At 47.4% G+C, this 13,799-nt stretch carries 12 protein-coding genes; 11 read left to right on the top strand and 1 reads right to left on the bottom strand.

All coding sequences use genetic code 11. The features are described from left to right. The first annotated feature begins 90 nt into the window (after nt 1–90). The 4 genes from ARB69_RS20960 (at nt 91) to ARB69_RS20975 (ending at nt 2,052) form a co-directional block, all read left to right on the top strand. Nucleotides 91–294: a hypothetical protein gene (locus ARB69_RS20960; protein WP_055154912.1), complete on the top strand. Its 204-nt coding sequence runs from the start codon at nt 91–93 to the stop codon at nt 292–294. 211 nt (nt 295–505) lie between these two features. After that, nucleotides 506–1,063, top strand: coding sequence for a TetR/AcrR family transcriptional regulator (locus ARB69_RS20965; RefSeq protein ID WP_055154913.1), 558 nt, complete (start codon nt 506–508; stop codon nt 1,061–1,063). 153 nt (nt 1,064–1,216) lie between these two features. Next, complete coding sequence (locus ARB69_RS20970) at nt 1,217–1,630, top strand: hypothetical protein (RefSeq protein WP_050642557.1); 414 nt, start codon at nt 1,217–1,219, stop codon at nt 1,628–1,630. 44 nt (nt 1,631–1,674) lie between these two features. After that, nucleotides 1,675–2,052: an HsmA family protein gene (locus ARB69_RS20975; RefSeq protein WP_055154914.1), complete on the top strand. Its 378-nt coding sequence runs from the start codon at nt 1,675–1,677 to the stop codon at nt 2,050–2,052. Between the two features lie 601 nt (nt 2,053–2,653). Here the strand turns inward: ARB69_RS20975 and ARB69_RS20980 are convergent. Beyond that, entirely contained in the window at nt 2,654–4,288 is a 1,635-nt protein-coding gene (locus tag ARB69_RS20980) for an ABC-F family ATP-binding cassette domain-containing protein (RefSeq protein WP_050642555.1), read from the bottom strand. A 165-nt stretch (nt 4,289–4,453) separates the two neighbouring features. On the opposite strand from ARB69_RS20980, the gene ARB69_RS20985 reads away from it, so the two are divergent. From ARB69_RS20985 to ARB69_RS21015, 7 genes are all read left to right on the top strand, one after another. Next, the gene (locus ARB69_RS20985) at nt 4,454–5,311 is read left to right on the top strand and encodes a patatin-like phospholipase family protein (RefSeq protein ID WP_055154915.1); all 858 of its coding nucleotides are present in this window, start codon (nt 4,454–4,456) and stop codon (nt 5,309–5,311) included. 85 nt (nt 5,312–5,396) lie between these two features. Beyond that, entirely contained in the window at nt 5,397–5,801 is a 405-nt protein-coding gene (locus tag ARB69_RS20990; RefSeq protein WP_025657745.1) for a secondary thiamine-phosphate synthase enzyme YjbQ, read from the top strand. Between the two features lie 211 nt (nt 5,802–6,012). Next, nucleotides 6,013–8,115 (top strand): polyphosphate kinase 1, encoded by a 2,103-nt coding sequence (gene ppk1, locus ARB69_RS20995; protein ID WP_050642808.1) that lies wholly within the window; start codon nt 6,013–6,015, stop codon nt 8,113–8,115. Between the two features lie 18 nt (nt 8,116–8,133). Beyond that, nucleotides 8,134–9,180 (top strand): aldose epimerase family protein, encoded by a 1,047-nt coding sequence (locus tag ARB69_RS21000; RefSeq protein ID WP_050642553.1) that lies wholly within the window; start codon nt 8,134–8,136, stop codon nt 9,178–9,180. A 137-nt stretch (nt 9,181–9,317) separates the two neighbouring features. Next, nucleotides 9,318–11,387, top strand: a complete 2,070-nt coding sequence (locus tag ARB69_RS21005; RefSeq protein ID WP_050642552.1) for a DNA topoisomerase — start codon at nt 9,318–9,320, stop codon at nt 11,385–11,387. Between the two features lie 11 nt (nt 11,388–11,398). Further along, complete coding sequence (locus ARB69_RS21010) at nt 11,399–12,391, top strand: D-2-hydroxyacid dehydrogenase (RefSeq protein WP_055154916.1); 993 nt, start codon at nt 11,399–11,401, stop codon at nt 12,389–12,391. Nucleotides 12,392–12,403: 12 nt separating this feature from the next. Further along, the gene (locus tag ARB69_RS21015; protein ID WP_050642550.1) at nt 12,404–13,069 is read left to right on the top strand and encodes a UDP-N-acetylglucosamine pyrophosphorylase; all 666 of its coding nucleotides are present in this window, start codon (nt 12,404–12,406) and stop codon (nt 13,067–13,069) included. Nucleotides 13,070–13,799 lie beyond the last annotated feature (730 nt).

Consider the following 13,799-nt stretch of genomic DNA (forward strand, 5'->3'; position numbering starts at 1 on the left):
CCTCTTTGAAAGTCGATTCAAATATGAAAAATCAAGCGGAAATGACACCCGCTCTATTTGTCATGCCCTAATCGACTGTGAATAGTAACTTTGGCGCATCAGGTAGGCGCCAGCTATATTTCTGATTTGCGGAAAGATGATTTTCACAGGGAGCTGATCAATTGTATAGAAAGAATTAAAAGCACAGACTATCCAACAAATGAATGGGTAGATGTTTTAGACTACCTGACAGGAATTAAAAGAAGAATAGAAAGTCCCGAAGAAGGCAAAGAAGCTTTACTCGAAGCGTTATGAACAACGTAAAGAATGCAAAACAGGTATCCATAATCCCGGACGGGATTGCGGATACCTGTTTTATGATATTGGAATGGAATGTTACTGCTCACACCCTGCGGGCGTGCACAGTAACGGCATCTGCCCATCCATTCTGCCACTTGACATGTAGCACTTGATGGAGTATTATTCAAAATGAATGATGTTCAGTTTCGCGCAGGAGGTGTTTTAAATGAACTTGACGGCTACGTCAGAAGAGGCAATTATCGAAGCCTGTCAGAGAATTGTGAAAGAAAAAGGGCTTTCTGCCGTCAATATGCGTTCTGTTGCTGCAGAGTGTAATGTAGCGGTCGGCTCGATCTATAATTACTTTCCATCCAAATCTGATCTGCTATGTGCGGCAATTGAAAGTATTTGGAAGGACATTTTTCATTTATCAGGCGGAAATCCCAGGTTTGTATGTTTTGCGGACTGCCTTTCATGGATGTATGAGAGCATGAAAGAAGGAGGACGGAAATATCCGGAGTTTTTTTCCATGCATGCGCTAAGTTTTGCCTCAGAGGATAAAGTGAGAGGACGCAGAAGGATGGAGGAATATTTCACCCAATTAAAGGAAAGTCTTCTGGAAATATTAAAGAAAGATTCCAGCGTGAGGGAAGATGCATTTAATGAATGCCTGACACCGGAACTGTTTACAGACTATATCCTTATGATCTTTTTTTCATCGCTGACGGATACTCAGCAAAATAGTGCAGGACTGCTGGAGATCGTAAAGAGATGTCTTTATTAATCCATCGTCTGAAACCTGCGTAAGTCTGCCAGCCCTATTCAGCGGACTTAACGTGCCGGTACACAGAGACTCAGGCAAAATGTGTCCCCACTTTCGGAGTGGGTAAATTTTGACCCAAAATGAACAATGTTCAGATGTTTTCGGAGGTTCAACATGAAAGTAAAAAAAGAAAATTTATTGATAATAGCAAGTCTCGTATGGCTTGCGGCGGGATTCAATATTCTTCGTATAGGAATCAAATCCTATACAGGATATGTTACAATTTTAAACCTGTTCCTTTCAGCCGTCGTTTTTCTTATATTCTGGTTTATGGTCTTTTATAAACTGACGGTGAAACATACCGACAGGATACAGAAATACGAGGAGGAATTACAGTTCTTTTTAAAATTTTTCGACATCAAATCATTCTGCATCATGGCCTTTATGATGATATTCGGGATTTCAATCCGTTCATTTAACCTTGCGCCGGATGTATTTATCGCTGTTTTTTATACAGGACTCGGCACCGCCCTATTCGGGGCCGGCCTTCTGTTCGGCCGCAATTACTATAAGTATAAACAGCATTAAGAAGCCATGAAAAACGTTTTGCATCATTCAACTGGGAGGTTTATATGTCTAAATTACTGATCGCAGCGATTATTTTTATGACCCTGGCGCTTACATTCTATACAATCGGGGTATTTGGCGAAAAGAAAAAAGGAGTATTAATGAAATGGCACGTCCTAGTATTCTGGATGGGCTTTATCTGTGATACCACAGGAACGACAATCATGGGCAAAATATCAGGTACCGGCTTTTCACTCAACCTGCATACAATAACAGGCCTGATTGCCCTTCTCTTAATGGCATTTCATGCCGTCTGGGCGGCAGTCATACTTGCAAAAAACAATGAAAAAGCCAAAAAAGTATTCCACAAGTTCAGCATCATAGTCTGGTCAATCTGGCTGATCCCATATATACTAGGAATAATCATAGGAATGCAGGGATAAAACAACCTGCCCCTTATACAACTGTCCTGCCCATCCAACCCAATCCGCTGCTCCCGCCAATTTCCCCAAAAAGCGGGTATCTTACAATCCTGATGCGCCCAGCCTATCTGAAACGGGGAGAGGGATGCCTCCCGGAGAAATGGGGATGGTTCCGGATGTTTAGAGTGCGCGGTCTAGTACAGCAGTGCACTAATAATTCAGCAATAAGCACCTGCTCTCTACGCCATAGCTGCACCTGCTTTCGCTAGACGTAGGAACCACTACGCCGTCGCGAAAGCAGGCACACCTCTGACGCAGATATCAGGCACTTATTACTGAAAGATTAATGCACTGCTGTACTAGAAGTACTTACGCAAAATGAACTGCCCACGAGGGATGGAAAGTGATTTACCAAAATCACTTTCCAGTACAACCTTAAGGCCAGAAAGCATCAGGCTTTCTGGCTGCATGTTGTACGTGCCCTCGTGGGCAGCTCATTTTACGTTAGTACTTCTCCGCAAACGGGTTACATCCGGAACCATCCCCATTTCTCCGGGAGGCATCCCTCTCCCCGTTTCAGATAGGCGTCCCCACCAATTAAAATTCCCTGCTCAATAAAATTTTAATCATCCTCTTCCGTAACGACGCTGTATGTCTGCCGTTTTCTAGCCATCTCATCGCTCTCGAGGTACTCGTCATAGGTCGTGATCTTATCGATCAGTTTACCGCCCGGTACGATTTCCATGATCCGGTTGGCGGTTGTCTGCACAATTTGGTGGTCACGGGATGTGAAAAGCAGAACTCCCGGGAATTTAATCATCCCGTTGTTGAGTGCGGTGATTGCCTCCATATCCAGATGGTTGGTCGGCTCATCCAACAGCAGGACGTTGGCGCCGGAAATCATCATCTTGGACAGCAGACAGCGAACCTTCTCTCCACCGGAAAGAACCCTTAAGCGCTTCACACCGTCTTCACCGGCAAAGAGCATTCTGCCGAGGAACCCGCGGACATAGGTCACATCTTTGTTCTCGGAATACTGGGTGAGCCATTCGGTGATGGTATAGTCATTATCAAACTCCCCGCCGAAGTCTTTTGGAAAATACGCCTGTGTGGTGGTGATTCCCCATTTATATGTTCCTTCGTCCGGCTCCATTTCCCCGATCAGGATTTTAAACAATACCGTTTTGGCAAGCTCGTTGCTGCCGACAAAGGCAACCTTATCATCGTGTCCGAGCGTAAAGGTAAGGTTGTCCAGTATTTTTTCTCCGTCAATGGTCTTGGAAAGCCCTTCTACGGAAAGAACTTCGTTCCCGATCTCACGGTCCGGACGAAAATCAATGTATGGATATTTTCTGCTGGACGGTTTGATCTCATCCAGTTCGATCTTTTCCAAAGCCCTCTTACGTGAGGTTGCCTGCTTGGACTTGGAAGCGTTCGCGCTGAACCGGGAGATGAAATCCTGCAGTTCCTTGATCTTTTCTTCCTTTTTCTTGTTGGCTTCCTTCATCTGACGGATCAGCAGCTGGCTGGATTCATACCAGAAATCATAGTTGCCGGCGTATAGCTGGATCTTGCCGTAGTCAATATCGGCTATCTGCGTACATACCTTATTCAAAAAGTAACGGTCATGGGAAACGACGATGACCGTGTTGTCAAAGTTGATCAGGAATTCTTCCAGCCATGCGATTGCATCCAGGTCCAGGTGGTTGGTGGGCTCGTCCAGAAGCAGGATATCCGGGTTGCCGAATAATGCCTGGGCAAGAAGTACCTTAACCTTTTCTGCGCCAGTCAGATCTTTCAGATATTTGTAATGGAGTTCTGTGTCGATGCCGAGGCCGTTCAGGAGGGTGGCTGCGTCTGATTCCGCCTCCCAGCCGTTCATGGTTGCAAATTCCGCCTCCAGCTCACTTGCCCGGATTCCGTCCTCATCCGTAAAATCTTCTTTTGCATAGATGACTTCCTTTTCTTTCATAATCTCATACAAACGCGCATTCCCCATAATTACGGTGTCAAGCACGATAAACTCGTCGTATTTGTAATGATCCTGCTGCAGAAAGGAAAGACGTTCCCCCGGTGTGATATTGACCTCGCCTTTGGTAGGTTCCAGCTGACCGGATAAAATCTTTAGAAACGTAGATTTTCCCGCGCCGTTGGCGCCAATCATACCGTAGCAGTTTCCTTCTGTAAATTTGATATTGACATCTTCAAACAGCGCTTTTTTACCAACGCGCAAGGTTACATTATTTGCACTGATCATAGCATAATCTCCTTTATATTCATGTTCCTGTAATCCCAACGCTTATATTAACATGAGATGGATGGAAATGGCAAGGTTTCGGGCGGTTTTCACGAAAATTAAAAGTTTGTTGTTTTCGAATAGAGAAAATCGTTATATAATGAGAAAAGAAAGCGAGGAGAATTTATGCAGAAAGCAACATTAGTTTTGGAAGGCGGAGCAACACGCGGAGTATTTTCATCGGGAGTCCTGGATTATCTGATGGAGCAGGAAGTGTATATGTCACATGTGATCGGAGTTTCGGCCGGGGCGTGCAATGCAGTGGACTATGTTTCCAGGCAGCCGGGCAGAACCAGGGACTGCATGATACCTACAGATAAAAGCGGCAGTTATTATTATGGTTTCCGGAAGTTTGTCAAAGAGCGCAGCCTGATGAATATGGATTTGATTTTCGACATTTTTCCGAATCAAATCTATCCGTTTGACTATGAGACTTATTTTCAGTCCGAGATAGAGTGCGAACTGGTGGCAACCAATTGTCTGACCGGAAAAGCGGAGTATTTCAAAGAGAACAGTGAAAAAGAGAGGCTCATGAAGATTTGCCGTGCGTCTTCAAGCATGCCGCTGGTGACGCCGATTGTGAAGATAGACGATGTCCCCTATCTGGACGGAGGGCTTGCGGACAGTGTACCGTTGAAGCATGCAATGGAGCTGGGCAATGACAAGGTCGTGGTCATTCTGACCAGAAATGCGGGATACAGAAAGAAGAAAATATCTTCCGGACTGGCGGAGGTATACCGAAGAGCCTACAGATCCTATCCGAACCTGGTAAGGGCGATATTGACCAGAAGTTTTTACTATAACCGTACGATGAACCATCTGGAGACACTGGAGAGACAGGGGAAGATATTTGTGCTGCGTCCGCTTGTGAAGCCGGTAGCCAGGATGGAACGGAACACGGAGACGCTGACCGCGTTTTATGACCATGGATATCAGCTGATGGAGCAGGAATACGGCAGGCTGATGGAATACCTTACACAATAATACGCAGCAAAGCAGCATTACTGGTACATCGTAAAATCAATAACTGCCACTTAAGCAGACTGTTAAAAGAAAAGGAGGCCGGAATATGAATTTGTTTGAACATCACATTTCTACAAAGAATGCACAGCAGATGACAAAGGTAACCAATATGGTGCGAGAGGATGTGGCCAGGAGCGGAGTGAAGGATGGAATTATCGTCGTATACTCTCCGCATACGACAGCAGGGTTTACGATCAATGAGAACGCGGATCCCGATGTTGTGCACGATATGCTTGCCGGATTCGAGGAAGTATTTCCTCTGGAAGCGCCTTTTTACCGTCATGCGGAGGGAAATTCCCATGCGCATATGAAGACTGCCGTGACAGGGGCGTCACAGACATTGATTCTGAATGACGGGGAGATCCTGCTTGGGATTTGGCAGGATTTGTATTTCTGTGAATACGACGGCCCCAGAAACCGTACTTTTTTTGTGAAAATTATGGAAGGCTGAGGGGCGGCAGGTCTGCAGTTTTAACAAGGATTTAACAATATTTTATGTAATCAGGATAGAAAGGCACCTCAATGCATGCTAAGGTCATCATGGGATTTCAGGTATTTATACCCGAAAGCGGATGCCCGTTGGGAATCCGGCAGCCCGCTTCATTAAAAGAGCGGCAGCCCTGTGCCTTAAGGATATTACTGTGAAAGATGAGGAAGAGAGTATGAGCAGAAAGACATTAGACTATACACAAAACAGAGAGCTGTCCTGGCTGCGTTTTAACCAGCGGGTGTTGGAGGAGGCGCGTGATGATAGTGTGCCGCTTTTGGAGCGGATGAAGTTTGTCGCAATTTTTACGAGCAATTTGGATGAATTTTTTATGATACGTGTCGGAAGCCTGTATGATATGGCCTCTGTTGATAACAAGACCGTAGACAGCAAGTCCGGCATGACAGCGGAGGAACAGCTGGACGCCATATATGCGGCTGTGGCGCCGCTGTATAAAGAACGGGATAAAACCTATGCGGATATTAAAAAGCAGCTCCATCCGTACGGCGTGTGCGGTCTGGATTTTAAGGAGCTGGATCCCCAGGAGAAGAAGTACGTGAAGAAATATTTCAAAGAGCAGGTGCTTCCTGTCCTGTCGCCGCAGATTGTGGATGCAAACCACCCGTTCCCTCATTTGCTGAATAAAGAGATCTATGTGGTGGCGGACCTGAAAATGGATAATAAAAGTATGATGGGGATTGTGCCCGTGCCGCAGTTCATCTCCGATATCCTGTATCTGCCCGGACATGATATCAGATATATCCGGATGGAGAAGGTAATTATGGAATATCTGGACCTTGTATTTGAGCAGTATCAGGTATCAGAAAAAAACTACATCTGTGTAACGCGCAATGCGGATATTTCACCGGATGATGAGGCTTTTGCGGATAATGAAGATTTTCGTTTTATCATGAAGGAAACGCTGCATAAAAGAAAAAGGATGGCGGTTGTGCGCCTGGAGACTGCCGATCCTCTTACAAAAGAGATGGAGAAGTATTTTTGTGATAAGTTTAATATAACCCCATCCTGTATTTTCCGCACAAAGATGCCTATGAAGCTGGATTATATGTTTGCAATTGCAGAAAAGGTTCCGGTTTCCATGAGGAGGTCGCTGATTGACGAGCCGTTTTCACCGCAGCCGTCCCCTTCCGTCTCAGAGGGCAGCGTACTGGCCCAGGTGAAGAAGCGTGATATTCTGCTTTCCTTCCCCTATGAGTCCATGGAGCCGTTTCTCCAGATGATCAAAGAAGCATCCGTGGATCCCAATGTCATGACAATCAAGATTACCATTTACCGGCTGGCAAAGAAAACCCGTCTCGTGGAATATCTTTGTGCGGCGGCCGAGAATGGGAAAGAGGTGACGGCTCTGATTGAACTCAGGGCACGGTTTGACGAGCAGAATAACATCGACTGGTCTGAACGGATGGAGGAGGCCGGATGCCGTGTCATTTACGGTTTTGAAGGCTACAAGGTTCATTCCAAGATCTGCCTGATTACTTACAGGAATAAGAATGAGATCAAATACATTACCCAGATTGGGACCGGCAATTATAACGAGAAGACCGCAAAGATGTACACAGACTATACTTTGCTTACATCCAGCCAGTCTATCGGGGAGGATGCGGCGGTATTTTTTAAGAATATGTCCATAGGGAACCTGGACGGCGCCTATCAGCATTTGATTGTGTCGCCGACAAGCCTGAAGCCAAAGGTGCTGATGCTGATGGATGAGGAGATCCAAAAAGGCACTGAGGGCAGGATTATTATGAAGATGAATTCCGTAACGGATATGGATTTTATAAATAAGGCGGCGGAAGCCTCCAGGGCGGGGGTTAAGATTGACCTGCTCGTGCGCGGAATCTGCTGTATCCTTCCGGGAATTCCGGGGGAGACGGAGAACCTGACGGTGACCAGCATTGTGGGAAGATTTTTGGAACATCCCCGGGTGTTTGTGTTCGGAAGCGGTGCTTCGCAGAAGGTTTATATTGGCTCTGCGGATATGATGACACGCAATACGGAAAAGCGGGTGGAGGTAGCCTGCCCCATCTATGACGAGGCCATTAGGCGGCGTCTGGTCCGGGGCCTGAATATCATGCTGGCTGATAATGTAAAAGCACGAGTGATGCAAAGCGACGGAACCTATAAAAAGAAAGAGCAGACGGAGAAAAGAATCAGCGCCCAGGAAGTATTTATGAAAGAAGCGCTGCATACTAAGCGCCAGGAAAAACCGGCCGAAAAGCCATCATTCCTGCGGCGCCTGAGAAAATTATTTCGATGAGAACGGAGGAGACAGAAGATGGGAACATTGACAGAAAAAGAATTTGGGACAGCAGGAAATGGGCAGACTGCATTTTTGTATACGTTAACAAATAAGAACGGGATGAACATATCCGTGACGGATTACGGAGCTGCACTTGTGGAACTGACGGTTTTGGACAAAGAGGACAGACCGGTGGATGTCGTACTGGGGTATGATGATTCCGCTGCATATGAGGCTGGCGGTGCATCCTTCGGCGCACCGGTTGGCAGAAATGCAAACCGCATCGGCGGGGCCTGCTTTGAACTGGACGGGATTACCTATCCGCTGGAGAAAAATGACAATAACAATAATCTGCACAGCGGAACGGCCTATTATAATAAAAGGTTCTGGAAAGTGGAGGAAAAGTCCGGGGAAAGTATTACATTTGTTCTTCACAGCCCGGACGGTGACCAGGGATTTCCCGGAGCGCTCGATATGCGGGTGACTTATGAACTGACCCAGGATAACACCCTGCGCATGAAGTACCATGCAGTTCCGGATCAGGACACGGTCATTAATATGACAAATCACAGTTATTTCAACCTGAACGGCCATGGCAGCGGTGATGTGCTGAAGCACCGGATGACGGTGGATGCGGATTACTTTACAAGAGCGGACGCCGAGTCAATTCCAACGGGAGAACTGACGGCTGTAGACGGTACGCCGATGGATTTTAGAAAACCAAAGGAAATCGGCATCGGGATCGATGCAGACTACGAGGCAACACGTCTTGGCCAGGGGTATGACCACAACTGGGTATTGAAAAATAATGGAAAATTTGCTAAAGTAGCGGAAGCGGCCGGTGACGTGAGCGGCATTATTATGGAGGTGTGGACAGACCTGCCGGGTATGCAGATATATACATCTAATTTTCTGGATCAGGAACCGGGAAAGAAGCAGGCGGTATATCCAAGGCGGGCGGCAGTCTGCTTTGAAACACAGTATTTTCCGGATGCCATACATCATGATAACTTCGAGAGCCCGGTATGCAGGGCAGGGGAGACCTACTCCACCATGACTGCATATCATTTTACAGTAAGGTAATATATTTTGTAACAGTTCAGACCGGTCTGAACTGTTACTGTATTTTACTCCCGGGGCAGCAGCGGCAGAAGTTTTTTCTGCTACGGCGGTGCAGCTTTTTGGGAGAATAAAGAGAAAAGCAGGCAGTATAAGTATTTATGGGGAAATCAGTATACATAGCGGAGAAGCCGAGTGTGGCCCAGGAATTCGCAAAGGCATTAAAATTGAATACAAGACGAAAAGACGGTTATCTGGAATCGGACGAGGCGATTGTGACATGGTGCGTCGGGCACCTGGTTACGATGAGCTATCCGGAGGAGTACGACCCTGCGCTGAAGCGCTGGAGCCTGAATACCCTTCCGTTTATTCCGGAAGACTTTAAATACGAGGTCATTCCCTCGGTGGCCAAACAGTTTCAGATTGTGAGCGGGCTGCTTACAAGAGCGGATGTAGATACGATCTATGTGTGCACCGACTCCGGAAGGGAAGGGGAATACATCTACCGCCTGGTTGAGCAGGAAGCGCATGTGGAGGGCAAAAAAAGAAAGAGGGTCTGGATCGATTCCCAGACCGAAGAAGAGATTTTACGCGGAATCAGGGAGGCGAAGGATTTATCGGAATACGATAATCTCAGTGCTTCTGCCTATTTGAGGGCAAAGGAAGATTATCTGATGGGGATCAATTTTTCCCGTCTTCTGACGCTGAAATATGGGAACAGCATATCCAATTATCTGCGCACCAAGTATGCGGTCATATCGGTAGGGCGCGTGATGACCTGTGTGCTGGGGATGATCGTCCGCAGAGAGCGGGAGATCAGGGACTTTGTTAAGACGCCGTTCTACCGTGTTCTGAGCACCATTGAGGCAGAAGGGCAGAACTTTGAGGGAGAGTGGCGTGCCGTCAAGGGGTCCCGCTTCTTCGAGTCCTTTGACCTGTACAAGGAGAATGGATTTAAGAAGAGGGAGAAGGCAGAGGAACTGGTGGATTACCTGAAGGAACCGGAACCCGTGACATGCCAGATTGCAGCCATTGAGAAAAAGAAAGAGAAAAAGAATCCGCCGCTGCTATATAATCTGGCGGAGCTTCAGAATGACTGCTCCAAACGGTTCAAGATCAGCCCCGATGAAACGCTCAGGATCGTACAGGAGTTGTATGAAAAGAAGCTGGTTACTTATCCGAGAACGGACGCCAGGGTGCTGTCCACAGCCGTGGCAAAGGAGATCAGCAGGAATCTGAACGGACTTTCCAAGTACCCGGCGGCCGCGCCTTATCTGCAGGATATCCTGGGATTTGGAAGCCACAAAGGCCTGGCAAAGACCAGGTATGTTAACGATAAGCAGATAACGGACCATTACGCGATCATACCGACGGGCCAGGGGCTGGGAGCCCTCAGCTCGGTTTCCGCGACTGCGTCGAGAGTGTATGAATGTATTGTGAGAAGATTTTTGAGTATTTTTTATCCTCCGGCGGTGTATCAGAAGGTGTCCATAACCACAAAGATCAAAGAAGAGAGTTTCTTTTCCAGTTTTAAGGTACTGGCAGAGGAAGGTTACCTGAAAGTGACGGGTGTACCTCAGGCAAAGAAGAACGTTTCCGCACAGGGAAAGGAAAACAATGCGGAAACCGGAGAAAACAGCGGGGACGGTGACAGCGGTGAGAACAGCGGCGCTCAGGATCTGGACACCAGTTTCTTCCAGGTGATACAGAGTCTGAAGAAGGGCGCTGTCCTTCCTGTGAAGGCATTGGATATCAAAGAGGGAGAGACCTCTCCGCCGAAACGGTACAATTCCGGTTCCATTATCCTGGCGATGGAAAATGCGGGGCAGCTCATCGAAGACGAGGAACTGCGTGCGCAGATCAAAGGAAGCGGAATCGGAACCAGTGCGACACGTGCGGAAATCCTGAAAAAGCTGATCCATATCGAGTATCTGGGCCTGAATAAAAAGACCCAGATTATTACACCTACACTGCAGGGCGAAATGGTGTTTGACGTAGTAGATAATTCCATCAAGTCGCTTCTGAATCCCGAGCTGACGGCCAGCTGGGAGAAGGGGCTGACTTATGTGGCAGACGGTGATATTACGCCGGATGAGTACATGAGGAAGCTGGATCACTTTATCGTCAGCAGGACCAACGGAGTAAAAGGGCTGAACAACCAGTACCAGCTCCGCGGATGCTATGACCGTGCAGCCAGATTCTATAAAGAAAATAAGGGCAAAAGTAAGTAAGGAGGAGAGGCATGAAAGAAATATTGGTTACCATTCCGGTTGAACAGAAGCACCGGCAATACCTGGAAGACACAGCGGCCCGGATTATAGGCAGCGGCGCTCATTTTGTGTACAGAGCACAGAAGGACGTGGATCAGGAAATGGCCGAACAGGCGGAGATTATACTGGGAAATGTTAAGCCAGAGTATCTGAAGGATGCTGCGGGCCTTAGATTACTGCAGCTGGATAGTGCAGGGGCCGCCCCTTACACTGTTCCGGGCGTCATGCCTCCCGGTGCAAAACTGGCGAATGCCACAGGCGCCTATGGGCTGGCGATTTCTGAATATATGCTGGGAGCCTCGCTGATGCTGATAAAGAAACTGCACTTATATGAGCGCAATATGCGTGCACATGCATGGAAAGATGAGGGGAAGGTGAATTCCATTGCGGACTCTGTGACCCTGGTCGTGGGCCTGGGCGATATCGGCGGACAGTTTGCACAGAAGATGCACCTGATGGGCAGCCATGTCATCGGAATCCGCAGAAATAAGGCGCAAAAGCCGGATTATCTGGAAGAACTGTATCAGCTGGATGCACTGGATGCGCTGCTTGGGAGAGCGGATATTGTGGCATGTACGCTTCCAGGCACTCCGCAGACAGAGGGACTGTTCTGCCGGGAGCGCCTGGAGAAAATGAAAAAAGGGGCAATTCTGCTCAATGTTGGGCGGGGAAGCCTGATCCCAACCATGGATCTGTGCGATGCCCTGCACAGTGGCAGATTGGGGGGCGCGGCCATCGATGTGACGGAGCAGGAACCTCTGGAGCCGGATTCTCCGCTGTGGGATGCGCCGAACCTGCTGATCACCCCTCATGTGGCTGGAAAGTACCATATGCAGCAGATTTTGGAATCTATTGTAGAAATTGCGGCATATAATTTAAAAGCAATTCTGACAGACGGCAACATAAAAAATGAAGTAGATTTTCAGACCGGCTACCGGAAGTTCACTGAGCCGGCGGAGAAGTAGGAGGAAAAGAAAATGACGGAATTAACTGTAAAAGAGCTTTATACACTGGAAGAGACAATTGCTGCCGGTATATTCGACGGTGTGACCTATCCATGGGAAGTCCTGCCGAAAATCAGCGGCTTTATTCTGCAATTGGGAGAGACTTTAGACGAGGAAGAGTACGAAAAACGCGGCGAGAATATCTGGATTGCCAAATCCGCAAAGGTGGCTCCCACCGCATATATTAACGGGCCGGTCATTATTGGGAAAGAAGCCGAGGTCAGGCACTGTGCATTTATCAGAGGCAATGCAATCGTAGGCGAAGGCGCGGTAGTCGGCAATTCTACAGAATTGAAAAACGTGATCCTGTTCAATAAAGTACAGGTACCACATTACAATTATGTGGGAGATTCCATTCTTGGCTATAAATCACACATGGGAGCAGGTTCTATTACCTCCAATGTGAAATCCGATAAAAAACTGGTTATTGTAAAAACACCGGAAGGAAACATTGAGACGGGCATGAAGAAGTTCGGCGCCATGCTGGGGGATGAAGTCGAGGTAGGGTGCGGCAGCGTGCTGAATCCGGGAACCGTGGTTGGAAGCCATAGTAATATCTACCCGCTCTCATCTGTCAGAGGGTATGTGCCGGGGGGGAGTATCTATAAAAAACAGGGGGAAGTTGTAAAAAAGCAGTAAGGAATTCGAAAGACGAGTTCTGGCATGTGTACGGATGATAAGGGGACGCCAAGCGGACTGTAAGCGGCAAGCCCTCCGGTTCTCTAAGAGCTTCTAGTCGTCCGCTATAAGGCGTTTTAAACCGACCATACAGGCCGGAGGGCTTGCCGCTTACAGTCCGCTTGGCTGGTTCATCCGACCGGCAGTAAAGAACTCGTCCCCAGAGTGGCGCCCGAGACGGGGGAGGCGGATGGAATTGGCTATCCCTTCATGGAGCGTCCCTATCCGCGACCGAGACTGAAGCTCGCTCGCTAACTCCCGATTTAGATGTTGGCTGGGGTGCGAAGTGTAACATCGTAATAATATGGCTTCACAATGTGGCTTGAAAGGGATTGTTTTATTCGCAGAGGGGTGCTAAAATTAGTTTACAAATCTATCATTCTTAGATTTCTTTTTATAAATGTGGCGTTCGTCCAAAATATTCCATGGTTTTAACTAGTTTTAAAAGCCTTGCTGGTTCGGTGAGAATGATTTTGCGTCTGTGCTATCAGAAAATCAGGCCAGCGAAACAGTAAGGTATTTAGATTGGCTTATACTAGATAAGGAGAGGCGGTGAATCTTATGGAAGATTAGCTTGCAGATTTTAGAAGATTCATATAAAAACTAAAGTAAAGTCCTGTTTATAGGACATGTAAAATTGTATAATGAGGTTGTGAAATTGTTGTTGACATTTTACAATAAGTATAATAGT

Source organism: Faecalicatena contorta, from assembly GCF_001404335.1.
In the GTDB taxonomy this organism is placed as follows: Bacteria; Bacillota; Clostridia; order Lachnospirales; family Lachnospiraceae; genus Faecalicatena; species Faecalicatena contortus_B.